At 42.0% G+C, this 24,780-nt stretch carries 21 protein-coding genes and 1 pseudogene; 5 read left to right on the top strand and 17 right to left on the bottom strand.

The features are described 5' to 3' along the window. Window positions 1-53 precede the first annotated feature (53 nt). The 4 genes from MKY65_RS02960 to MKY65_RS02945 all read right to left on the bottom strand — a co-directional run bounded on the left by MKY65_RS02960 (window position 54) and on the right by MKY65_RS02945 (window position 6,692). Window positions 54-1,412: a gluconate:H+ symporter gene (locus MKY65_RS02960; RefSeq protein WP_339182233.1), complete on the bottom strand. Its 1,359-nt coding sequence runs from the start codon at window positions 1,410-1,412 to the stop codon at window positions 54-56. 12 nt (window positions 1,413-1,424) lie between these two features. Then, on the bottom strand, window positions 1,425-2,975 hold the full coding sequence (gene gntK / locus MKY65_RS02955) for a gluconokinase (RefSeq protein WP_339185092.1): 1,551 nt from the start codon (window positions 2,973-2,975) through the stop codon (window positions 1,425-1,427). A gap of 336 nt (window positions 2,976-3,311) precedes the next feature. Then, window positions 3,312-4,763, bottom strand: coding sequence for a 6-phospho-beta-glucosidase BglA (bglA, locus tag MKY65_RS02950; protein WP_339182232.1), 1,452 nt, complete (start codon window positions 4,761-4,763; stop codon window positions 3,312-3,314). A gap of 18 nt (window positions 4,764-4,781) precedes the next feature. Further along, the gene (locus tag MKY65_RS02945; RefSeq protein ID WP_339182230.1) at window positions 4,782-6,692 is read right to left on the bottom strand and encodes a beta-glucoside-specific PTS transporter subunit IIABC; all 1,911 of its coding nucleotides are present in this window, start codon (window positions 6,690-6,692) and stop codon (window positions 4,782-4,784) included. Between the two features lie 697 nt (window positions 6,693-7,389). Here MKY65_RS02945 and MKY65_RS02940 point away from each other — a divergent pair. Further along, complete coding sequence (locus MKY65_RS02940) at window positions 7,390-8,094, top strand: GntR family transcriptional regulator (RefSeq protein ID WP_339182228.1); 705 nt, start codon at window positions 7,390-7,392, stop codon at window positions 8,092-8,094. A gap of 85 nt (window positions 8,095-8,179) precedes the next feature. Here MKY65_RS02940 and MKY65_RS02935 read toward each other — a convergent pair whose 3' ends face one another. The 3 genes from MKY65_RS02935 to MKY65_RS02925 form a co-directional block, all read right to left on the bottom strand. Next, window positions 8,180-9,904 carry a class I adenylate-forming enzyme family protein gene (locus MKY65_RS02935; protein ID WP_339182226.1) on the bottom strand — a complete coding sequence of 575 codons (1,725 nt, stop codon included), beginning with the start codon at window positions 9,902-9,904 and terminating at the stop codon, window positions 8,180-8,182. Window positions 9,905-9,946: 42 nt separating this feature from the next. Continuing rightward, on the bottom strand, window positions 9,947-11,212 hold the full coding sequence (locus tag MKY65_RS02930; protein ID WP_339182223.1) for a beta-ketoacyl-[acyl-carrier-protein] synthase family protein: 1,266 nt from the start codon (window positions 11,210-11,212) through the stop codon (window positions 9,947-9,949). 621 nt (window positions 11,213-11,833) lie between these two features. Continuing rightward, window positions 11,834-12,430, bottom strand: a complete 597-nt coding sequence (locus tag MKY65_RS02925; protein WP_339182221.1) for a DNA-3-methyladenine glycosylase — start codon at window positions 12,428-12,430, stop codon at window positions 11,834-11,836. A 216-nt stretch (window positions 12,431-12,646) separates the two neighbouring features. Between MKY65_RS02925 and MKY65_RS02920 the strand changes: the two genes are divergently transcribed. Beyond that, complete coding sequence (locus MKY65_RS02920) at window positions 12,647-13,798, top strand: acyl-CoA dehydrogenase family protein (protein WP_339182220.1); 1,152 nt, start codon at window positions 12,647-12,649, stop codon at window positions 13,796-13,798. An 85-nt stretch (window positions 13,799-13,883) separates the two neighbouring features. Here MKY65_RS02920 and MKY65_RS02915 read toward each other — a convergent pair whose 3' ends face one another. Both MKY65_RS02915 and MKY65_RS02910 read right to left on the bottom strand, forming a co-directional pair. Beyond that, on the bottom strand, window positions 13,884-15,131 hold the full coding sequence (locus MKY65_RS02915; protein WP_339182218.1) for an MFS transporter: 1,248 nt from the start codon (window positions 15,129-15,131) through the stop codon (window positions 13,884-13,886). Beyond that, window positions 15,128-16,171: a metalloregulator ArsR/SmtB family transcription factor gene (locus tag MKY65_RS02910; RefSeq protein ID WP_339182217.1), complete on the bottom strand. Its 1,044-nt coding sequence runs from the start codon at window positions 16,169-16,171 to the stop codon at window positions 15,128-15,130. The genes MKY65_RS02915 and MKY65_RS02910 overlap by 4 nt, the downstream gene beginning before the upstream one ends. Window positions 16,172-16,518: 347 nt before the next feature. Between MKY65_RS02910 and MKY65_RS02905 the strand changes: the two genes are divergently transcribed. Then, window positions 16,519-17,385, top strand: coding sequence for an SDR family oxidoreductase (locus tag MKY65_RS02905; RefSeq protein WP_339185091.1), 867 nt, complete (start codon window positions 16,519-16,521; stop codon window positions 17,383-17,385). Window positions 17,386-17,436: 51 nt separating this feature from the next. Here MKY65_RS02905 and MKY65_RS02900 read toward each other — a convergent pair whose 3' ends face one another. The 3 genes from MKY65_RS02900 to copZ all read right to left on the bottom strand — a co-directional run bounded on the left by MKY65_RS02900 (window position 17,437) and on the right by copZ (window position 20,359). Then, window positions 17,437-17,601: a hypothetical protein gene (locus MKY65_RS02900; RefSeq protein ID WP_339182214.1), complete on the bottom strand. Its 165-nt coding sequence runs from the start codon at window positions 17,599-17,601 to the stop codon at window positions 17,437-17,439. A gap of 3 nt (window positions 17,602-17,604) precedes the next feature. Beyond that, the gene (locus MKY65_RS02895) at window positions 17,605-20,031 is read right to left on the bottom strand and encodes a heavy metal translocating P-type ATPase (RefSeq protein ID WP_339182212.1); all 2,427 of its coding nucleotides are present in this window, start codon (window positions 20,029-20,031) and stop codon (window positions 17,605-17,607) included. A 121-nt stretch (window positions 20,032-20,152) separates the two neighbouring features. Further along, window positions 20,153-20,359: a copper chaperone CopZ gene (gene copZ / locus MKY65_RS02890; RefSeq protein WP_339182209.1), complete on the bottom strand. Its 207-nt coding sequence runs from the start codon at window positions 20,357-20,359 to the stop codon at window positions 20,153-20,155. 152 nt (window positions 20,360-20,511) lie between these two features. Between copZ and MKY65_RS02885 the strand changes: the two genes are divergently transcribed. Continuing rightward, window positions 20,512-20,883 carry a hypothetical protein gene (locus tag MKY65_RS02885; protein ID WP_339182207.1) on the top strand — a complete coding sequence of 124 codons (372 nt, stop codon included), beginning with the start codon at window positions 20,512-20,514 and terminating at the stop codon, window positions 20,881-20,883. Window positions 20,884-21,150: 267 nt separating this feature from the next. Beyond that, window positions 21,151-21,315, top strand: a pseudogene (locus tag MKY65_RS02880) (GNAT family N-acetyltransferase); the annotation flags it as partial. A 102-nt stretch (window positions 21,316-21,417) separates the two neighbouring features. Here the strand turns inward: MKY65_RS02880 and MKY65_RS02875 are convergent. From MKY65_RS02875 to MKY65_RS02855, 5 genes are all read right to left on the bottom strand, one after another. Next, window positions 21,418-21,870 (bottom strand): DinB family protein, encoded by a 453-nt coding sequence (locus MKY65_RS02875; RefSeq protein ID WP_339182205.1) that lies wholly within the window; start codon window positions 21,868-21,870, stop codon window positions 21,418-21,420. 102 nt (window positions 21,871-21,972) lie between these two features. Further along, window positions 21,973-22,557, bottom strand: coding sequence for a hypothetical protein (locus MKY65_RS02870; protein WP_339182203.1), 585 nt, complete (start codon window positions 22,555-22,557; stop codon window positions 21,973-21,975). 162 nt (window positions 22,558-22,719) lie between these two features. Then, window positions 22,720-23,199, bottom strand: coding sequence for a GNAT family N-acetyltransferase (locus tag MKY65_RS02865; protein WP_339182200.1), 480 nt, complete (start codon window positions 23,197-23,199; stop codon window positions 22,720-22,722). A gap of 126 nt (window positions 23,200-23,325) precedes the next feature. Then, window positions 23,326-23,814, bottom strand: a complete 489-nt coding sequence (locus MKY65_RS02860; protein ID WP_339182199.1) for a nucleoside 2-deoxyribosyltransferase — start codon at window positions 23,812-23,814, stop codon at window positions 23,326-23,328. Between the two features lie 77 nt (window positions 23,815-23,891). Then, window positions 23,892-24,764, bottom strand: a complete 873-nt coding sequence (locus MKY65_RS02855) for a hypothetical protein (protein ID WP_339182197.1) — start codon at window positions 24,762-24,764, stop codon at window positions 23,892-23,894. Window positions 24,765-24,780: the final 16 nt, after the last annotated feature.

The following is a 24,780-nucleotide window of genomic DNA, read 5'->3' as shown; positions in this document are numbered from 1 at the left end:
TATTTCAGTCAAAGCTCAAGACAGAATTCCTGTACTGTCAGCTTGCCCAAGTTTTAAATAACTAAGCTTATTAAAAGCGTAAATACAAGTCCGGATACAGAGATAATCGTTTCCAGCAACGTCCATGTTGCAAATGTTTCTTTCATCGATAAGTTGAAGTATTCCTTGAAAATCCAAAATCCGGTATCGTTTACATGGGAAGCAATCAAACTTCCTGCGCCTGTAGCTAACACCATCAGCGCCAGATTCACATCGGTTCCTTCAATCAACGGAATAACCATTCCAGCAGTAGTTAATGCTGCAACGGTTGCCGAACCTAAGGAAACTCTTAAAATAGCAGCAATCAGCCAAGCTAGCAGAATTGGAGACATATTGGTGCCAGAAAAGATATTCGCCACAGCATCACCGACACCGCCGTCAATCAATACTTGTTTTAAGGCACCGCCGCCTGCAGTAACTAAAAGAATAATACTAATTCCACGAACAGATTCTTCTGCAGAGCTCATTAATGCTTTCATCGGGATTTTGCGTGCGATACCCATTGTGTAAATGGCAAACAATAACGATAGAAGAAGAGCTATTGTCGGATCGCCAATGGTACGTACGATTTCGAAAAATAGATTATCTGCTACACCGCCAATTTCTTGGAGCAATTGCACAATGGTTGTAACCGCCATCAATATGACTGGAGAAAGCGCAGTCAACGCACTAATACCAAATCCAGGAGTTTCTTCTTCTTTAAAAGTCTTTGTATTCCCAAGTGACCCAATATTACCAATCCTTGAAAAAGCATCTGGAACTAATTTTTGGGATACTTTTGTAAATAATGGTCCAGCAATAATGACGGTCGGAATTGCAATAACAATACCGATAAGCAGAACCACTCCAATATTCGCTCCATATTGCTCGGCAATTACTGTAGGTCCCGGATGAGGCGGCAAGAATCCATGTGTTACGGATAACGCAGCCGTCATCGGCAAACCAAGATATAATAATGGTAACTTGATTTCTTTTGCAATCTGGTAAACGATCGGAATCAATAATACCAGTCCTACTTCAAAGAACAACGCGACACCAATGATAAAGGAAGCAATAACTACAGCCCATTGGATACGCTTTTTACCAAATGCATTAATTAAAGTTAAAGCGATACGCTGTGCACCGCCGGCATCCGCAACTAATTTACCTAACATGGCACCAAAGACGAAAATGAGTGCAATATCTCCCAGTGTTCCTCCTAATCCCGATTTAACGGTATCAGCAATTTCTCCCAAAGACATTCCTAAGGCTAATGCTGTTAGGAATGCAACAACAATCAATGCAATAAACGTATTTAAATTCCACTTCATGATAAGCAGCAATAGCGCAACTACTGCCAGCGCAACAATAATAAGCGGATAAATATTTTCCATTATTCTCAGCCCCTATTCTTCATTCTGTTTATTTTCCAGCGATTTCTTTTCCTGATAAGCTGCAATCTGTTCGTATTCCTGTTCAAGTGAACGGGAAATATTGATAAAAATCGGCATTAATTCCTGATACGTTGAAACATGATCCGGGTTCGGTTCATGCTCATGTGTAAAACCAATCAATTCTTCTACTACATCGAAGGAATCAATTTTTCCTTCTGCATACAATCCCAGTAAGCAAGCTCCCAAGCAGGAGGACTCATAGCTTTTCGGAACGATGACATTCTGGTCAAAGATATCAGCCATCATTTGCCGCCACAATTCTGATTTTGAAAAACCGCCCGTTGCTTTGATCGATTTCACCGGCACATCCATTACTTCTACTAATGCCAGAAAAACAGAGTATAAGTTAAAAATAACGCCTTCTAACGCAGCACGTACCATATGCTCTTTTTTATGGTTCAACGTTAAACCGATAAAGGAACCGCGGACATTCGCATTCCAAAGCGGGGCACGTTCCCCAGCTAAAAACGGATGGAATAGCAATCCGTTTGATCCGGGCTCCACCTGCTTTGCGATAGCTGTTAATACTTCATACGCATCAATGTTTAACCGTTTTGCTGTTTCGACTTCACTTGCAGCAAGCTCATCACGAATCCAGCGCAGCACCATGCCGCCGTTATTCACCGGTCCGCCGATAACCCAATGATCCTCCGTTAATGCATAGCAAAAAATCCGGCCTTTTTGATCGGTGCGCGGTTTGGGAATAACGGTGCGGATAGCCCCGCTCGTGCCGATGGTAATCGCCACATCTCCTTCTTTTATCGCATTTACGCCAATATTGGACAGCACCCCATCACTTGCTCCAATAATAAATTTCGTGTCTGGTGCAATTCCCAGGTCCTTAGCAATCTCAGATTGACAGGTTGTAAAAATCTCAGTTGTCGAAACGAGTTTGGGAAGCTTATCTTCTGAGATGCCCGCAATTTTAAGAGCTCCTTCGTCCCAAGCAAGCTCCTCCAGATTCATCATTCCCGTTGCGGATCCAAGCGAATAATCCATGACATAAACACCGAATAATTGATAGAAAACATATTCTTTAATGCCGATGTATTTCTTGGTCTTTTCAGCTATTTCTGGCTGCTCCTGCTCCAGCCATGTAATTTTGCTAAGCGGAGACATGGGATGAATTGGGGTTCCTGTTCGCAGATATACTTCATGACCGTTCCATTCATTTTTAATTTTCGTTGCCCAATGCGAGCTGCGGTTATCTGCCCAAGTGATGCATGGTGTAATGGCTTTATTATCTTCATCCATTGCAATTAGACTGTGCATCGCGCTGCTGAAAGAAATAAAGGAAAGATCTTGTTTATCTATCTCTGATTCCTTTACTGTTTCTCGGATAACATGAAGCACCGCCTGATAAATATCGTCCGGATTTTGCTCAGCTGTACGTACATCCGGCGTATGCAAATCATATCCCTGATTACTCTGCGCGATAATTTCACCTGTTTCCCGGTAAAGCACGGCTTTTGTACTTGTTGTGCCAATGTCGACTCCGAGCATAAATTTATGTTGATTCACATTCATCCCTCACTATCTTTTATTATTAGAAACCGTGTATTGTTATGACATATCCTTCTGCCATTTATTTAATCCATTCGCCTTTTTCACATGACTGAAATAAAGGGCTTACAAAACATATAGTTTGTTAGTTCGAATACTTGTATACAAGTATCCTAACATGTAATTTTCCTCTTGTAAACGCTTTTATTATATTTTTTTCATTTAAATTTAAGAGGTCAATCGTTTCGGGCTGTAAAAGATAGCCATTACAACAGAAAAAAGGACTTTCCTAACCCATCAAGTTAAGCAAGCCCCTTTTTTCGTCACTATATCATTTTATCTTTCGTAATGTAAGTCTTCCCCATTTGATTGAATTACTTTCTTATACCAATCAAACGAGTCCTTCTTCGAGCGTTTCATGGTTCCATTACCTTCGTTATCCCGGTCTACATAAATCATGCCGTAGCGTTTCTTCATTTCCCCGGTTGTGAAGGACACAATGTCCATAATCCCCCAAGGAGTATAGCCGATTAAGTCCACGCCGTCCTCATTTACAGCCGCTTTTAAAGCTTCGATGTGAGCGCCAAGATAATTGATTCTTGCTTCGTCATGAATGGTTCCATCTTCTTCGACTGTATCAACTGCCCCAAATCCATTTTCCACAATAAACATCGGCAGCTGATAGCGGTCATAAAAGCGATTCAGCGTGTAACGCAAGCCTGTCGGATCAATTGCCCAGCCCCAGTCACTGGATTGAATATATGGATTATCAACCCCATGCGGCAGGCCGCCATCCGTTTTTTCTGCAGACTCGTCCGGTTCCACCTCACTGCTTACGGTTGTAGACATGTAATAGCTGAAGCCTAGGTAGTCGACTTTTCCGTTTAAGAGAATCTCATCGTCTCCTTCTTCCATGACAATATTGTAGCCTTTACGTTCGAATTCTTTTAATGCATAGCTTGGATAATATCCGCGCACCTGTACATCCGGGAAGAAATAGCGGTCGCGCATATATTCTTCGGCAAGCATGATATCCTCTGGATTCGAAGTAGATGGATAGATTGGCACGTGAGAAACCATCGCTCCAATTTCAAACGCCGGGTTGATTTCCTTTCCTTTTGCAACAGCCAATGCACTTGCTACCAGCTCATGGTGCGCAGTCTGATACATCACTTCCTTTGCATTTTCCCCTTCTTTTAACAGGACACCTGAATTTGTCCAGAGGAACAGCGGGTTACGGACATCCATTTTATTATTGATTTCATTAAAGGTCATCCAATATTTCACCTTGTTTTTATAACGTTCAAAAACAACCTCTGCAAACTTTACAAAACAATCAACCACTTTTCTGCTGCGAAAACCGCCGTATTCGCGCGCTAAGTGCAATGGCATCTCAAAGTGAGATAAGGTGATTACCGGCTCAATACCGTATTTCAGAAGCTCGTCAAACACATCGTCATAAAATTGCAGTCCTTCTTCGTTTGGCTCCGCCTCGTCCCCTTTTGGAAAAATGCGGGACCAGCCAATCGATGTACGCAAGCATTTCAGACCCATTTCTGCAAATAACGCAATATCTTCTTTATAATGATGGTAAAAATCCACCGCTTCATGATTTGGATAAAATTCGTCCGTCTCTATCTTATCCGTAATTCTTCTTGGCACGCCATTGGCACCAGCAGTCAACACATCCACTACGCTTGGTCCTTTTCCGCCTTCATTCCAGCCGCCTTCAAATTGATGGGCAGCAAATGCACCGCCCCATAAGAAATCCTTTGATAATTCACTCATTGTTCTTCCTCCTTTGTTTTATTTAACAACACTAATTAGTCTTTCACCTGTATTTATTTCTGCTGTATCTTCTACAATCGCTTCCTCATATTCTCCTATATTCGTAATAATAACAGGAGTTATCGTCGGCAGTCCTTTTTCACGGATCATGTCTTGATTAAATGTTATTAACTTATCGCCTTGCTGGACATTTTGCCCATCCTCCACATGAACTGTAAAAGGCTCCCCGTTTAATTCCACTGTCTCCAAACCGACGTGAATCAATAATTCCACACCGCTGTTCGTACGCACTCCAACCGCATGCTTGGAAGGGGCAATGAAAACAATCTTGCCGTCAGCCGGAGAGGCCACTTCATTGCTGGATGGTTCTACAGCGACCCCTTGTCCCATAGCACCAGAGCTGAATACTTCATCTGGAACATCGGATAACGCCATTAACTTTCCACTTAACGGTGCCGCAATTTCTTCTTCATTTGGAATAGTATTTTCTGCTCCATCTTTCTTTTCAGACTCTCCTTGATCAGAGGCTAGTGTTTCATCTGCTTGTTTTGCTGTATCTTCACCATATCCCAGAATCTGCGTCAATACAATTGGCAGAACAATAGCGATTGCAGCTCCAATCAAAATTCCCCAGATAGACATCGGATACTCGCTGTTAATTGCGTTTACCATTGTAATTGGACTCGGCAGACCTGCATAAGCGAAGTAGCTTGGTCTGAAGAAGCTCGCTACAATCGCACCAATCGCTCCGGAAATACACCCGTAAATAAATGGTCTCTTAAAGCGCAATGTCACCCCATAAATGGCAGGTTCCGTAATCCCGAATATACCGGTGATTCCTGCTGAGGTACTTACCTTTTTGGTTTCGCTGTTTTTCGTTTTAAGCAGCACACCAATAACAGCTCCGACCTGCGCTACAACAGCAATTGTTTGATAGGCCTGGAAAGAATCCATTCCATATTGTTCAAAGTTTGAAAGTACCATTGGCGTAACGCCCCAATGCACTCCGAAAATAACAATAATCTGCCAAAACCCGCCAATGATGGCAGCTGCCAGCGCAGGGAACACATCAACGAGATAATTATACCCGTTTGCAATCGCATTTGCTCCGCCAGTTGTTATCGGCCCGATCACTAAAAGAATAAGTGGCACCATAATCAGAATACTAAAGAACGGTACAAACAAAGGACGAATGACTTCTGGAATTTTCTTGTTCAAGAATTTTTCCACATAGGATAGAATCCAAACTAAAAATAGCGGCGGTAACACAGAGGACGTATAGGTCGTCTGTGATAAAGCAATACCTAAAAATGTCACTGTTTCCCCGCTGGCAACCCGGCCGGCTATATCTGCCCATTCCGGTGTTACTAATGCTGCCGTGGCAGCAATTGCGATATACGTATTTACTTTAAAGTGTTTTGCTGCTGTTATCGCGATAAAAATAGGCAAGAATGTAAACGGCGCCCACGACATCATACTCAGCACTTCATATGTTCCTGTGTTTTCGAATGCAGGAAATAGCAGATTAATTAAAATCAATGTACCTTGCAGGATACCTGCTGCAGCTAATATATATACAAACGGAGCAAATACTGCCGACATCGTGGCAATTACACGGTTTAATATTGTTCCTTTGTTTTGGTTATCATCACCATCCTCTGTAATGCTTTCTCCAACCAAATCTGCAAAAGCTTCATATACTTCCCCAACATGCTGTCCGATAACTACTTGAAATTGACCATTATTTTCCACCACTGTAATAACACCCGGCATTGCGCCGACGGTTTCTTTTGCTTTGGGCTTTGAATGTCTTAATACAATACGAAGTCTGGTGGCACAACGTGTCGCACTGACAACGTTTTCTTTTCCGCCAATTTCTTCTAGAATATCCCCAGCTAATTTATCATAATCCCTCACTTTTTCAGCCATACTATTTCTCCTTATTCTTAATTTGATACGTATATTATAATTGTACCGTTATAATTTTTCAAGTAGGTTATAATTATTTTATGTGTATATTTTATTAATATCGCCTTCGTTGTATGATATACTAGGTTACACGGTGAATTAAATAAGCAATTCTACATAAATATACTTAGCAAAAGGTCATTATCTTGTCGTTTTATCGTTTCAGGACATTCTGAACGTCCTCTCTATAAAGAAAAACTAAGAACACTGTTTGGTCTTTAAAACCTCGGTGTTCTTGCCAAAGAGATGTCCGCTCCGGGAAGTCGCTTTCCGCGGGCAACGTTCAGCCTCCTCGGAAGAAAACCGCTTCCTGCGGGGTCTTCACCTGTTGCTTTTCCCGCAGGAGTCGACTTCCCTCCGCTCCCATCTAAGTGGAATTATGTTTTATTTGCTTTTTTACAAGGAAATAACGCAAATTCTAGCGGAAGAAATACACGGAGACTCCTGTGGGAATGCGCAGTGGGAAGACCCCGCAGGAAAAAAGTGTTCTTCTTTTTTTCGAGGAGGCTGAGCTCAAGCCCACGGAAAGCGGAGTGTATTTCTGGAGCGGCTATATTCAGCATTTTTTATATACTTTCTTGTTCCTAAATAAAAACATATTTGTATCTTTAGCATCTTTAATATAAATGGAAATCTACAGTCTAAATGAGGTGTGCATATGTTGAAATATCAGCAGATCGCAAGTGAAATCGAATTATATATTGAAAAGCATCAAATGCAGCAGGGAGAAAAGCTTCCTGTATTAGAAACCTTGATCAAAGAATTTAATACGAGTAAAAGTACGATTATTAAAGCATTAGACCTGCTGGAGAAAAAAGGATTAATTTTTCAAGTGCGGGGGAGCGGCATTTTCGTAAGAAGGAAAAAAAGAAAGAATTATATTAATCTGCTGTCCAATCAGGGCTTTCAAAAAGATTTAGAAAAATTTCATCTCAGTTCGGAGGTATTGGAGCTGGAAATCCGTAAGCCGACTGAAGCAGTAGCTCAGAACTTACATATTGATATGGACCAGGATGTTTATTATGTAAAACGTGTCCGATATATTGAAGAGGAAACACTCTGCTTAGAAGAATCCTACTATAATAAAGCATTTGTCCCTTACTTAAATAGAGAAATCGTTACAGATTCGATATTCCAATATATTGAAGACGGGCTCGGATTAAAGGTGGGATTTTCTGATATGTACATGCACATCGGCAAATTAACTGAACAGGAAGCAAGCTATTTGAAGCTGAAAAACGGAGAGCCTAAGCTGATACTGGAAAGCATCTTCTATCTGACAAATGGAACAGCCTTCGATTATTCTAAGCTCACTTACAACTATAACCAATCACAATTCTATATTCTGGGTACAGGAATTTAAACCTTTCTGGATATCAAATAAACCTGCTGCAAAGCTTTTTTTACGAGCTTTGCAGCAGGTTATTTTTATCACGATTTTGTTAGCATTATTTCTTCAACTTTTCCTGCGCTATATCCTGCAGTTTAAATTTCTGTATCTTACCTGTTCCCGTCAGCGGCCAATCCGCCGCTTCCACAAACCAGATATAACGCGGTATTTTAAAGCGTGCTACATGCTCCCGGCACAGCTTTCGGATTTCCTGCTTCGTGCAGGTTTCGCCTTGTTTTAATTCCACAAATGCGGCACCGGTTTCTGTTGTTAATTGATCCGGCACGCCGACGATATAGACTTGATTTACTGCCGGGTGCATGGAAATCACATCCTCTACCTCTTTGGGAGCTACGGTTTCTCCAGATACTTTATACAGATCCTTACTTCTTCCTAACAGCCGAATATAACCTTGTTCATCAATCGTCCCCAGGTCTCCGCTGCGGATATATCCGTCCTCATCCTTGGCAAAAGCTGTCTCTTCCGGCTTTTTATAATACCCTTCTGTTACCACATTTCCCCGCACCGCTAACTCGCCGGCAGAACCGCTTGGCAGTGTTTCTCTTGTATCGGGATCAATCACTTTGTACGTGACACTTTTATCTCCAAACTCCGGATGAGCAGCGGCTCCTGCTGTTTTTACTTTCCCGACTGTTGTAGAGATAATTTCTAATGGATCTCCGATTTCAGTAAGCATTGTGGTAGAGCCCGCTTCTGTCGCGCCACAGCCTGTACCAATTTCGGTCACTTCTAATTCATCTACTGCTCTTTTCCATAACGGGACCGGCGAAGGAGCGGCACAGCATAATAGCGCATAAAGAGACTTTAGATTGGTATGCTTTACTTCCGGACGATTTAATAAGGCAACAAGCATCGATGGAACAGCCAGAAAATCATGAACCTGGTATTTCTCCATCAGCTCCAGTGACTGAAGCGGCTGAAACGCATGACAGGTCACCATCCCTCCTCCTACAAAGGAAGCGGCAAACAAGCCTTCCTGCAGAAAGTAAACATGGTACATCGGCAGCGGAGCATAAATACGTCTTCCTACCTCATATCCTCTGGTTAAGCACGTTGCAAAACCAGAACGGAGCAGCATATCATCCGTCAGCATCACGCCCTTCGGCAAGCCTGTAGAGCCGGAGGTATAAATAATAGCTGCAGTTGCGTCTGGATTATCTGTTTCCTTCCAGCGTTTGTTTAACACCGTCTCTTCCACTGCTCGTGCACCTTGTAAAAATACTTCCCATGTCATATAGATTTCCGGTACATCTGCTTCTTTGTTGGGAATACAAACTGCTTTAGTAAAAGGGCTCTCTGCATCCGCTTGGAGTTCAGAAACAATATTCTTTAACCCTTCGGCATGTTGCTGTTTTCCAGCGTATTGATGCGTAATCAGCCAATTGGTATCGGATTGACGCAACATATAGGTCAATTCTTCCTTTTGCAGCTGCGTATTCAGCGGGACCATCACTGCTCCTGCCATCGAGGAAGCTACAAATAATGCGACGTATTCCGGTTCATTTTCCATTAAAACTGCGATATGGTCCCCCGGCTTAACGCCTAAATGAAGCATTGCCTTTGCATATTCACGTGCCCGCTCCCACATTTCCCCATAAGTTACAGCCTGATTCGGCATCATAATCAAAGGATTATCGCTATATTGCTGGCACTGCTTATGAAAATGCGTCGCAATCGTCCGCTTCTCCCAGCTTGGATACATCTTTTCCAGTGCAGCCTGCCGCTCCACTACACTTCCATGGCCTTGCCGTTCTTCTAGCATTCTTATCTCTCCATTTCATTATTCGTTTCCTCTTTTGCCCGATTAACCTTGAGGTGCCTGCCAAATCACAATTCCATTTTGTCCGCCAAAACCAAAGGAATTGCTCATTGCTGTCTGGATTTGCTGCTTGCGGCTTACATTTGGAACAATATCCAGCGGAGCCGCTTCGTCCCTATTTTCTGAATGAAGGGTTGCCGGCAATATTCCCGTCTCTATTGCCTTAATCGATGCAATGCTTTCAATGGCTCCAGCCGCTCCTAATAAATGCCCGACGCTGCCTTTAATGGAGCTGACCGGCATGTTATCCAAATTCTCTCCAAATATCATCTTTAATGCTTTCGTCTCTGCAATATCTCCAGCCGGAGTCGACGTTGCGTGCGCATTAATATAGTCAACCTCCTCCGGTTTTAACTGTGCGGATCGGAGCGCCCGCTCGATTGCCAATGCAGCACTTGTTCCTTCCGGGTCAGGAGAGGTGTCATGATACGCGTCATTCGAAGCTCCATAGCCTTTTAACGTTGCGTATATATGCGCTCCTCTTGCTTTGGCACGCTCCAGCGGTTCCAAAACAAATAAACCTGCTCCTTCTCCCATAACCATTCCTGTCCTCGCTGCATCAAAAGGCCGGGACCATGTGGAAATATCTTCAGGACCTTTTGATGCCAATGCGCCCGCATCACCTAAACCGGATAAAAAGACATTGGACCATAAGCTATCCACGCCTCCAGCAAGAATATAATCCACATCGTCACGGAAAAACCAGTAAGCAGATTCTCCGATAGCATTAGCCGAAGCAGCACATGCAGTGACATATGTATTCGACGGACCGCGGAATCCGTATTGAATCGATATCGTACTTGCCGCTGCATTCGGAATCGATTTAGAAATCATACGCGGTCCGACTCTTTTTGCTTTACCCGTCGCTAATTTTTCAGACGCCTGCTCCAACGACTGAATCCCGCCAAAGGCTGTTCCAATCGCTGTTCCGAATCGATTTCGGTCTACCCCATCTATGAAGGATTCTCCATCATTTTTTAACAATCCGGCATCCTTTAATGCTTCATCTGCTGTTATCAAAGCCAGCTGGGTGAAATAATCCGTATTTCGGATAATCTTTTTAGATAGAAAATCAGACACTTCAAAATCAGGTACACGAGCTCCTGCCTTTGTCCACTTTCTTATATTTTCATCGGTTATTTCCCTTACCGCAGAATGATTCGCAATTAAATTATCCCAAAACGCGGGTACTCCCATGCCAAATGGCGAGACAGCGCCCATCCCCGTTACTGCAATGTCTATCTGTTTCATGCCGCATGCTCCTCTGCATATTTTTTAGACAAAATCTTCCCCTGTGTACATTCTCTATTATGAACATAATCAGCCTACCATTTTAAGCTGCCATGTCTTATTCAAAACCTAGTATTATTATAATGTAAGTATATATTTTCCTCAAACCATCCATTTCCAGATTTGTTTAGACTATCGGGTTATCTGTAATTGTCTTCTTACTATATAAATTGAAATTAATATTATAGCTGCCGCTACAACGGGTTTCATGGGGTGAGTAATCGCAACCCCAGAAAAACACTACGCTTTCCGTGGGCCCCGAGCTCATCTCCTTTAAAGAAGACTTGCTGATTGGCAAGCCGTCAGGCGCAGACAGAAGCAAAGTCGCACTTATGCCCCGCGGGTAGAAAAAAAGAAGTTCGCTTTTTTTCTGCGGGGTCTTCACCCTGGGACTGCGATTACTCGCCCCACCGAAAACCATTGCGCTTTCCCACAGGAGTCTCCGTGTTTTTCTTCCGCTAGTTACTATTTCTATCATCATTTCGTCACTTTTATAAGATAAACAGAAGTATAATTTCTTATTTCAATATATATACATAGAAATTCCCGTTATCGTACAAATGATAACGGGAATTTTAAGGATTATTTAGAAACAAATTTATTGCCGGCTGCCCAAAAGCGATAGGGATAATCTCTGGCTTCTCCTGAGTTATCGATACCGATCCGCGGACCGCGGTTTATTTTCTCCGGCTTTTTCCCTTCCGCAATAAATAGTGGCGGCTCCTTGAGAGACCGTCCATAATCTCCCATATTAATATCTAAAGCCTGCGATAGTTTGCCTGGACCGCTTGTTAAGTTTTGAAATTTTTTCACTGGACGGCGTGCCAGCATCAGATCGATCCCTGTATAAGGCTCCACTGCCCGAATCAATACGCTTTCCGGAACTTCCTTCTCCGCACTGACTACATTGATTAAGCAATGATTATGAATGAGATGCGTATAGGTCATTCCAGCCTCTGCATAGAGAATCTCTGTTCGTTTCGTTCGCCGATTTCCGAATCCATGCGCTGCTCTGTCAGCATTTCCCAGATATGCTTCCGTTTCTACAATATATCCAGCGCTTGTTCCTTCCTCCGTTTGCTTTACTAAAATGCAACCAAGCAATTCTTCTGCTAACTGTAAGGTCGGATACTGATAAAATGCGTCTGGTAACGGGGTTAGATTAGGATCTTGTTTCATTGTATACACTCCTCGTTCTTATATCTCCTCTATAAGTTTACCCCATTTTAGCTAATTGTTAAGCATCCTCCTATAAATAACTCCATCGTGTCCCTTATGGCGCAAAATATATTTCGGCCCATTCAAGATAATTGAACTATTCTGCAAACAATGAAATAATATAAACAAAACAAATCTGATGAATATACTTTGTCTTTTTCAAGGAGGAATACTGGTATGAGTCATTTAACAGCATTACAAACAAAAGAGGAGCGGATCCAGCTTTTATCTAAAACAGTGGAGCCTTTTGGAGAACGTGTCCGAGAGCTTCCTGACGGCGCTTTTCCATATGAAAACTTTAAAGACTTGCAAGAAATCGGTTACCCGGCACTCACTGTACCTAAGGAAGATGGCGGAGCGGGGATTCCGCTGGATGAACTGCTTACCTATCAGCAAATTATCGCCCGGGCAGATGGGTCAACTGCATTATCTATCGGCTGGCATATGGGGATTATGAAGCATTTAGGGGAAAGTAAGCCCTGGGACGAACAGGTGTATTCGAAGGTTATCAAGGATGTTATCGAAAATGGTGCATTATTAAACAATGCCGCAACAGAACCGGCAACCGGAAGCCCGACGCGCGGCGGAAAACCGGAAACAACTGCTGTCAAAAATGACGGCGGCTGGGTGATTACCGGACGAAAAACCTTTACAACACTGTCTCCAATCCTAACTTACTTTGTCGTCAGTGCGTCCATTGATGGAACAGATGATGTCGGTAACTTCCTGATAAAGCATGATTTGGAAGGTGTTAACGTAGAAGAAACATGGGATTCGATTGCGATGCGCGGTTCTGGCAGCCATGATCTCGTTTTAGAAGAGGTTCATTTAGAGAAAGAAGATCTCGTTGAAATCATATCCAATCAGAAAAGAAAACCAGCAGGCTGGCTCTTGCATATACCGGCATGCTATCTCGGCATCGCACAGGCTGCTCAAAAAGATGCTGTCGCCTTTGCTACAAGCTATTCACCAAACAGTATCAAAGGGACGATATCCGAACTGCCGAATGTGAAACAAAAACTGGGCGATTTAGAGCTTCTTTTACTAGAATCTGAATACTTTCTCCATGCCATTGCGGATAAGTGGGATAAAGGCAATGAAGAAACCAGAAATACAATGGGGCCGGAATTAGGAGCGGTCAAGCTGTCTGTCACCAATAAAGCCTTCCAAGGTGTAGACCTTGCCATGCGTGTTGTCGGCGCGCAAAGCCTCGAGCTGAAAAATAATTTTGAACGCTATTACCGTGATGTCCGTGCCGGATTGCATAATCCGCCGATGGATGATATGACGGTCATACAATTAGCGGATAAGTCGATACGCGAGCTGTAAAGCGTTCCAGCCAATGATGAAGGAATAGAATACAGTCATGATGGAAGAAAGCTGTATGAAAATCTCGTTTCATACAGCTTCTTTTTTAAGCCGGAGTCGCTTCCTCTTCTTTGTCTGCATCTTCATCTATAAATTTAAAATACGGAAGCAAGATTCCCAATAAAGAGGTGGTGCTTATCACCATTCCTATCAATAAATATAATGGCCGGACGCCCCACATGTCACTTAAGTAACCGCCAGCCAGAACACCTAATGGCATCATACACCGAATAATCAACAGCCTCACAGAGAATATTTTCCCCATTAAATGATGCGGAATGATTTTTTGGCAGATTGTCGTATTATGTATCCCGAAAACAGCCATAGCTACTCCGCCTATTACCTCCGTCAGAATTCCCAATAGAATGCTTGTATTAAAAAATAGAAATACAAAGGTCAGTCCGCCGATAAATAAAGCGCCGAGCATGAGTCTTCTCCGGCTTTTATACTTTATCTTACCGACCAGGATAGATCCTAAGATAAACCCAACAGGAAAACCAGCCATAAAATAACCATATGCTGCGTAGCTTCCAGATAACTCCTCTGTTATATAAGGAAGCGTCGTAACCATTGTCACCCCAACACCAAATTGGACAAAGCCAAGAAATATTCCTAACCAGACAATCACCCGTTTTCTAAAAAAGTAAGTGATACCCTCTGCAAAATCCTTTATCCACGGCACTCTTGTTTTTTGCTGGATTCTCGTCTCCTGGATAAAAAGTAATGTGAAACCGCTTAACAAAAGTAATGTACTTACTAGAACCATCGTAGGCAAGACACCCAGATATTCAATCACGATTCCCCCTAAAAAAGGAGCGGTAAAGGTCATGAGCCGTGCTGTCCCTTCCAAATAGGCGTTCGCTGTTTCCAAATTTCCCTTTGCCACGATGGAAGGCGTTATTGCCTGATTTGCCGGCACATACAGCGGTGTAATTAAGCCAATGATGATCTGCACGAAATAGATATGCCATGGCAAAAGCGATTCTGTCCATAAAGCAAACAGCGGCACAAGAAAGACGAAGCCTCTTGCCATCTGGGAGAATATCAATATCCGCTTACGGCTCCAGCGGTCGATAAACGGGCCAATAAATAATTGGAGCACCAGAGAAGGGATAAAATATAACAGCCACATACTCCCCAGTGCCAAGGTGGATCCTGTTAATTGATAAATCAAAATGGAGTTACAAAAGGTTCCAAAAGCACCGCCCAGCTCTGAAATACCGTTGCCAATCCATATGGACAGAAAAGATTTATTCTTAAAAATGGATGTTTCCTTCCACTTTATCCCCTTCATTTTTCCAGATACCAGTCAAATTCTTTTGCTAAAAGGGAAAATACATTCTTTTTCAAGCAATATTTAGAATCGCGTATTTCTACGATTTTTGCTGCTCTTAATATCTTTAAATGATGATGAATTGTCGATTTTCCGATGTCCAGCCTTTCTGTCATATCCTGCAGCGTCCTTGGATGTTCAAATAATAATTTAACCATTTTCAAGCGTACCTCATCACCTAATGCTTTATATTTTTGAACGAGAAAATAATCCGGCATATATCGATCACTTGGAGACACACTTTCATTCGCAACCGGATAATAAAAAACTTTGGTTCCTTCGATATCTGCCTCAATATTCCACGGACGATAAATATATTGAGGAATCAATAAGACAGTATGTACATTTGGTTCGGGTATATAAGTCACCCCGCCGGTCGCCCATTGCACTAGTTCCTCCGGAGACACTTTCTGCTGTCTCTCTTTTTTTGATTGATAATCCTTTTCTAAAATAGCTTCTGTATCCTGCTGTTTCTCCTTCCCTACTTCTTGATACCAGCTGTTCATTACCTTTATCAGATGCTTTTTTAAAGATCCCGCTTCACAGATACTGATAAATTCGATATATGTTGGAAAGAACGGGTTATGCCCCGTAACGCGCATCAGCTCTTTGACTGCCTTCATTTCCCCTTGTGCAGCCTTCTCCCGATAGGCTTGATAATGATTTCCGACAAAAGGCAGGCAGATAAACTTCAGCTCTGTATCTGTTAAACCTTGTACATATTGCTCGAACGTTTCTAGACTTGAAAATTCCTGCTGATGAAGTATCTGGAGCAATGCTTTCCACGTATTATTTTTTTCAACAAATTCCAATTCCTCCGATAACGCTGTGGAAATTGATTCTCTTATCTGCCCCCAATATTCTTTAGGCTTATCTAAAGTATCCAGCAGCCTCGTGTTTGTTATTGCCGCAATTCCTAACGCACATTCCCACAAAATAGAATAATGGAGCTTGACTTGATACGTTTCTCTTTCTCTGCTTGTTGTTTGCAGAACATCCACTTGACCACTCCTCGTATGTTATTTATTCTATCTTAACATATATTCTATAAATATAGAATATAATATTTCATATCTATAGAATATTATATATTACATCATCATATAGTGCTATCATGAAGAGCTTTAATTGTATAAAAGATGATATGAGTTAAAAGGAAAAGAATACTCCTGCTCCGCGCTCTCTAAAGTCAGCTCTCTTCTAATTTGATACAATTAAAATTTAAAAAAACTTGCAGCTTCTATTCATCTCTTTGATATGCCTTTTCAAATTAAAATGTTTATAAAACGCCCATAAGTGGAAAAATGTTGATACATACTTGGAAACTGAAAAGAGGGAGGAACGTATGATGGAACCGACAGAAATGCAAAAAGGCAGTACACCAAGACAAACACAAGATAAGCAGCCGGGAATTGAATCGAAAATGAACCCGCTCCCGCATCAGCCAACAGACTATACCGGTACAGATAAACTAAGAGGAAAACATGCGCTGATTACCGGCGGTGACAGCGGAATTGGCCGTGCTGTTGCTATTTTATACGCGAAAGAGGGAGCAAATGTGGCCATCTCTTATTTAGATGAGCACGGAGATGCAGAGGAAACGAAAGAGCTAGTCGAAGCAGAGGGCGTCCAATGTCTCCTTCTTCCTGGAGATATCAAAGAAGAAGCTCATTGTATTGATTTAGTCCAAAAAACAGTAGAAGCATTTGGCGGCATCAATATTTTAGTCAATAATGCTGCCATCCAATTTGATCAGGAAAATGTAGAAGATATTCCTTCTGAACAGTTTGAAGAAGTATTCCGCGTGAATTTCTTCTCGCAATTTTATCTGACGAAAGCAGCTGTTCCGCATATGGGACAAGGAGATTCAATCATTAATACCTCTTCCATCAATGCCTATAAAGGAAATGCCACATTAATGGACTATTCGGCAACCAAAGGGGCGATTACTGCTTTCACTAGAAGTATTGCACAAAGTCTTGCTAAAAAAGGAATTCGAGCGAATACCGTCGCTCCTGGGCCTGTGTGGACACCGTTGATTCCATCTTCATTTGACGAAAAGAAAGTGGAACAATTTGGACAAGATTCTTTAATGGGACGGCCCGGTCAGCCATCAGAGCACGCTTGGCCTTATGTGATGCTTGCCTCCAAAGAAGCTTCTTATATGACTGGACAAGCTATTCATATTAATGGAGGAAGCTGGACATCTTCCTAATAAAAAAACAGCCTGTATTCTCGATGAAAGAATACAGGCTGTTATCTATCTCTATATAAAATCAGTCGAATTTACTTCTACAACTTGCGTTGCGGCATGATCATGAGGCTCTAAATCATTGCTTTCAAATGGATTATTCCCTGTAATCACGCCATATGCAATAACAACAACACATACGTAGATAACCCCTATACTCACCCATTTTTTAATCGACATCGATTACGCCTCCCTTTTCAGCTTCAACCGCTGAAGTCTGAGTGCATTGAGCACAACGGATACAGAGCTGCACGCCATCGCTGCGCCAGCAACCCAAGGAGCTAATAGCCCGATCGCAGCAACTGGAATAGATGCAGAATTATAGGCAAAGGCGAAAAATAGATTTTGCTTGATATTCCGCATTGTTTTGGCGCTTAGCTCAATACTGTCAGCCACACTGTGTAAATCACCGCGCATCAGCGTCACATCTGCTGCTTCTATGGCGACATCGGTTCCTGTACCAATTGCCATTCCAATATCGGCAATTGCCAAGGCGGGAGCATCGTTAATACCATCGCCTACCATTGCTACTTTTTTGCCTTCCTGCTGCAGACGTTTAATTTCGTCTGCTTTTTGATCTGGCAAGACCTCTGCAATGACACGATCGACACCAACCTCTTTGGCAATGGCCTGCGCTGTTCTTTCATTATCTCCTGTAAGCAGGATGACTTCCAAGTTTTGTTCATGCAAACGTTCAATTGCTTCTTTTGATGTTTCTTTTACTGTATCGGCAACAGCAACCATTCCGGTCAGTGTACCTCTATAGCCAATAAGCATTGCCGTTTTTCCTGCTGCTTCAAGCTCCGTCATTTTTTCTTCGATGGAACCAATTTCGATATTTTGCTGCTTCATCAATTTTCTTGTTCCAATATAGAGAGGCTCTCCCTCCCAGGTTACTTGAATACCTGCTCCGGGCACCGATTCAAAATCTGTCGTTTCGATTAAATCAATATGCTCTTCTTCTGCACCTTTAACAATGGCTTCTGCAAGCGGATGCTCCGAATGCTTCTCAGCAGAAGCTGCCATTTTTAACAGCTCCTCCTTGGTAATATCTCCTTGAGGAATAACATCTGTCAAAGCAGGCTCTCCTTTGGTGACGGTTCCCGTTTTATCCAGTACAATTGTTTCAATCATACGTGTATTTTCTAGATACTCTCCGCCTTTAAACAGAACGCCTAATTCCGCAGCTCTGCCTGAGCCGGCCATAACCGATGTCGGCGTCGCCAGTCCCAGTGCACATGGACAAGCAATAACCAGAACGGTAATCGCAGGAACTAAAGCTGCACGTAAATCTCCTGGAGCAACCAAGAAGTACCAGACAAGGAATGTCACAACCGCAATACTGACAACTACAGGGACAAAGATTCCAGATACACGGTCTGCTACCCGCTGAATATCCGCTTTGCTTCCCTGCGCTTCCTCGACGACTTTTACAATTTGCGCTAGTGCGGTATCCTTTCCAATTTTCGTTGCTTCGATTGTCAGTATGCCATTTTTATTGATGGTAGAACCAATTGCAGTATCCCCAATGTTTTTATCAATCGGAATACTTTCACCGGTAATCATTGACTCATCCACTGCTGATTTTCCTTTGACAATTGCTCCATCAACAGGTATTTTCTCTCCTGGACGGACGATAACCTGATCGCCGACAGCTACTTCTTCAATGGCAATTTCCAGCTCTTCCCCGTCACGGATAACACGGGCTGTTTTTGCCTGCATATCTAACAGCTTTTTAATCGCCTGACCAGTGCGTCCCTTAGCACGTACCTCGAATAATTTCCCAAGCAGAACTAACGTAATAATCACCGCAGCAGCTTCGAAATAAAGTTCAGGCATGCCGGCTGCACCTTGTATCTGCCACTCTATTCCGAGAAAAATACTATAGAGATAGGCTACCGATGTCCCTAGAGCAACGAGCACATCCATATTTGCACTTTTATTTCTTAGTGCCTTATAAGCCCCTACATAAAACTGCTTCCCTGCAATAAACTGCACGGGAGTGGCCAGCGCTAATTGCACCCATGGATTCATCAGCATATCCGGTGAATAAATAAACGATGTAAAGGAAAAATGCGTCACCATCGTCCATAATAACGGGAACGTCAAAATAGCGGAGAAGATAAATTTTCCGGTCTGATGACGAATCTCCTCTTCTTTCCGGTTTGACGTCTCTTCCTTGGATACCTGAGGTTTAAGGGCATATCCGAGCTTCTTCACAGCCTCCATCATATCCTGGGACGTTACTTGATCTTCATTATATTCAACCGCCACATTTTCCAATGCGAAATTGACATTGGCTTCTGTCACGCCGTCTATTTTATTTAAACGTTTCTCAATCCGATTCGCACAAGCTGCACATGTCATTCCCTCTACATCGAAGGTCTGCTTTTCATGCTGAACATGATAGCCGAGCTGTTCGATTTTCTTTTCAAAATCCGCTACCGATGTTTGCTCTGGATTATAGTGAATCGTTGATTTTTCAATCGCAAAATTAACATTGGCATCTTCTACACCGTCTACCCGCTTCAAGCCTTTTTCAATTCGGGTAGCACAAGCCGCACATGTCATTCCTTCAATAGGCAATGTGACTTCTTTTTTAGCTTCCATTTAAAGCCCCTCCCATACCTATACAGGGTATGTAATTATTTATAAAGGAGATCGTGCGGAATCTCTCGCACGATCTATATAAAAATATCCGAAAAATCTTCTAAATTAGATGTGTTCCTATTTAAACAACATCATAACCTTGGTCTTCAATTGCTTCGGTAATATCGTTCAACTTTACTTTCCCTTCATCAAAGGCAACATCCACTTTACCTTCCTGAAGATGAACGTTCACTGTATCTACGCCGTCCAGTCCGCCTACAGCACCTTCAACAGAACTCACGCAGTGCTGACAAGACATACCTTGAACTTGAATCGTTTCGTTAGCCATGTTTCTAACCTCCCTTACGTTCTATACCCATCATAACATACCCCTCGCAGGTATTGTCAAGGGGATGATTTAATTTCTTTTCAGGAATCATGGACACAGTCAGCTTACCATTGATAAAATAAGAACAATCTTTTGTCAGAAAAGGACGTGGGATGATGGATAAGAAAGAACAGAAGCAAATCATGATGCATAACTTAACTGAAAAATCGAAAGCAGCTGCAAGTAAAACAGAAGAAGCTGTAATTTACGAAGAACACGGCTTTACTTATATCGACGCCCATCTCCCCTCTTATAATTTTAATGTAATCACGTTATCCGAAGACACCCCGTTTCCCCAACTGGAACATTTTCAGAAAATAGTGAAGATGTACGAAACTAAAGGATACCCCATGAATGTATGGGGATGGGAAGACCAACCGGAGATAATCAGTATGTTTAAAAAAGCTGGGTTAGTTGAGTACGAAACAGATTATTTAGGAATGATTGCTGATTTGACAGCTTTTCATCCTGGGGGGGCCTCATAAGGACACAACGATTCAATTTAAAAAAGTTACTGCTCCAGAACAACTGATTACTTTCGGTAGGATTCTGGCCAGCCTGTATGAGGAGACAGCGGAAGAAAAACAAATCAATCATTATTTTCATCGTGCTGCACAGCATAGCTTTACAGATCATAAACAGTCACAGCATTTTCTTGGCTATTACCAGGGCAAACCGGTTGCTATTGGTTCATTATTGTTTACGGAAAACGCAGCAGGAATTTATGATATTGCTGTGTTAGAAAGGAAAGAGGACGCGGATTGGGTACAAAGCTGATGTATCATCTGATAGAGACTGCTATAGCTGCAGGGGCTGAATATTGTACCTTACAAGCCTCTCCGGAAGCGGAGGGTATTTATCGAAAGCTCGGCTTTGAAACCATCGGGAAGCTGAAAGTATATGCTAACTTTAAATGAATGCTTTCATACAATAAGCGCCCTTTGCCATAATAGGCTGTTTAAAAATAAGCGATCCAACAAGCAATGAATCAACCTGCCCGCCGGATCGCTTTTTGCCGCTTAAGCCGCAGCCAGAAAATCTTTTATCTGTTTTAAATGATGCTCATCATGTTTTGTGAACATTTTAAGGAAGCTCTCTGCTGAAAATTTCCGCTTTCCGCTTCCGATGGTAAATCTATCATTTTTATCAACCGTTCTAATCTTCTCTAACAGCTGCTTCCTCCGTTCCATAAATAAATCTATTATTTCATAAACGGTTTTTCCCTCAAGCGATTGAATCGCCTTTTCATTTTGTGCATCGTGATTCGGAAATGCCGGCAGGTTCGCTTCTGGATGCATTTGGGAAACCATATTATGGAGATTGTAGTCATCCCAATAATACATATGACCAATAATTTCTCTTATCGACCAGGCATCTTCTTTTATAGGAGTGTTCAATGTCTGTTCCTCTACTTTTTTCAGTTCGGAAACAGCGGCTATCGTACTTTCGTATGCAGTAAATACGTTACTCATATTCGTTTCCTCCTCACTTAGATTATACCTTTTACACGCTTGAAAAAGGTGTCTCGCCGCCTGTCGGAGCAATGAATTCTATATTTGCAGATAATCTAAATCTTATTCTACTTCTGACGCAGGGACATACGATTCTATATGCTCATTTAATTGGTCTCCGTTAAAATCTTCCTCTGTAACCATTAATTTATCGCCATCCCGCTCTAATTGAAAGGTGTAAAACGGACCATGGTAATTAAATAACCACGTCAGTTCAGCTGTTTCAACGGCTTCCACTTCCCCTAATAATTCTCCAATTATCTCCGTATCATCCTCTGCGGTTTGTTTCATATAATCAAAATCAATGTCATCATCATCAATCTCCAGATTTACCTTTAAGCGGCTATGTACAGAACCATCTTCTAAAATATCAACGCCGTTTTCCTGAACAGAATACGTCTCCGAACCTGCCACAAGCGCGGAAAATATATCTGATTCTACATCGCCCGGCTGGAGTTCTTCCTGCTCTTGCTCTTCTTCTGTACCCTCTTCTCCATCGCTGGCAGATTCACCACCTTCAGCCTGCTCACTTTCCTCTGCCTGTTCATTGTCAGAAGCATTATTCTCATTACCTTCATCATTTCCACACGCAGCCAGTACAAATAAAGCCAGTATCATTCCTGTTATCAAACCAAGTGTTTTTTTCATTTTCTTCCTCCCATCTTTTCCTTTTAAAAATAGCATAGCGAGATTGGAAATCAACAGGGAAAAAGAACTGATTTTTCATTCTATTCTTTTACTTTCTTTCAATAACAATACAATTGTCCTGTTTTTTACAATAGCTAGAAACAGGACTATTTTTTACTCGATTTACCTGAGCTTTAAAGCTAGAATATATTGCTCTCCTTTAGGACCTTCTTTTCGTATACCCGTATCTGCAAATGCAACGTGCTGATAAAGCTTTTGTGCAGCTGTGTTTTTATGATTAACTGCTAAAATGATCTCATCACATTCAGGAAATGTATCCTTCACAAAATCCTCCAGTAACCGCATTCCTTTTCTGGCATACCCTTTGCGTTGATGAGCTTGATCAATAGATAGCGCAGTCAAAAGGATAGCATGAGGGTTATTGGTGTATTCTTTTACACGGTCTGTCTGATGCAGCAGGAAAAAACCCACCGGCTCCTCGTGATTCATAATCATAACGCCATGCTGACCTTCAGCCAGATCAGCGACCTCTTCCGGCAGCGCAGTAAATTGATGCTGCTCTTCTGGAAGCTCAAATTGATACAGCCGATCCATGTATTCTTCGGATAAAAGCTTTAAGGTGATTCTCTCTGTTTTTGACATAACCCTTCTCCTTCAACATTTTCTGTTTATTCATTATATAGGATGGAGGACATCAATAAAAAAGAGAAAATCAAGCCCGCCCAACATAGCAGCATGAAGGACGATTTTGATTTTCTCTAAAAAGCATTATAGCTGTCTATCCTTTACCTCTAGTACAGCTTCTACAGCCTCTTCTATCGTAGAGGTAATCACACCATTCCGCTTAACTAAGCCTACTAAAAATAAATTGCGATAAACAAATTGATTTTCTAAAGCATCTTCCACAAGCGCATTTATCTTTTTCTGATTATCTCTGCCCTGCTGACGGGTGTCCGTAAATACACCGACAATCGGACGGTTCAACATCGAAAAAGCACCAATCTCAGCAGCTACGCCAGAATCTATCTCTACACCATCCAGTACTGCGATTAAAATATCACTCTTTTCCAATTTGGATAAATCTGCTTCTGCAATAATCTCACTATTGGCATAAGCCGTTTTATCATTAATTGCCGCATTTTCCTGCGGGAGATATAAGTCTATCTCTGGAACAGCCTCACGAATCGCCTTTGCCAGCTGTTCATTCACATATCGATCACCCATCGAAAATAAACCATTTGCCAAGTAACCCTTCACTTCAAGCACCTCTTATCTATTTTGATTCCTGCTTATCTTCCATTGCTTACATTCTAACAAAATATGTCTGGTTACAGCTATTTTTCTTCTTGAAACTCTAAATAAATATAAGCCCCTACAATCAACACCGTTAACATGATACCCAGAAACGCTTGCATATCCACTCCAAGCGGTGTATTTTCCAAAATCAAGGGCGGAAAATTCCAAGCTATTAAAATAACGGGCAATATCCATGTTTTCGCCCAAACAGACAGCAGTATCGCTGTTGCTGTTACAACTCCTAATAAAATCATACTACCTGCGAATGGAATCGTAACCAGCGACGTTTCCACATAACCATCTATAAAATAAGCCGCTATAAATAAAAGCATGCCTATCACTGCCGGAATAGCGAGCATTCCATATTTCCTAGATTCAGATAACTGATTTCCAGAAGTGTACCGCACCGCAAATACAGAACCAATGATAAATAATAGTCCAATAACCACAGTACTCAGGATTCTAAAGAGGCTGTATGCTACAATTTCTCCATATAATACCCCGCGTAAGGCATCCCCAAACAGCATAAAAACAATCGCGCCTATCAGAATATAAGGTATCAGCCAAGATACCGACGGATTCTTTTTTTCTTCCACTTCTTTCTTCAGCTTGTCTACATATTCCTGTGGGGATTGATTGGTAATTTGTTCAATCGGCTCATTATTCAGTTCCATCTCATAAAGCTGCTGTGCCAGATTATCTGCAACATCTTCAATATCCGATTGCTCAATCCCTTGAGAAAATAAATACAGCCGCAGTTTTTCGATAAATCGATTACTTTCCGAGCTTAATTTCGTCCGGTCCATGTCTACTCTCCTTTTTGCTTCTATATCAATGTGTTTCCACTTTTGATTATTCCATTTACTTTCAGATTGCCAGGAATTCTTTTCTTCCTGTGCATACCTCATCATATAAGAAAACATCCCT

The organism is Oceanobacillus sp. FSL W7-1293 (assembly GCF_037969815.1).
GTDB classification, from domain to species: Bacteria; Bacillota; Bacilli; order Bacillales; family Amphibacillaceae; genus Oceanobacillus; species Oceanobacillus oncorhynchi.
The sequence above is the reverse complement of the archived record's forward strand: the minus strand, read 5'-3'. Positions and strand labels throughout refer to the sequence as shown.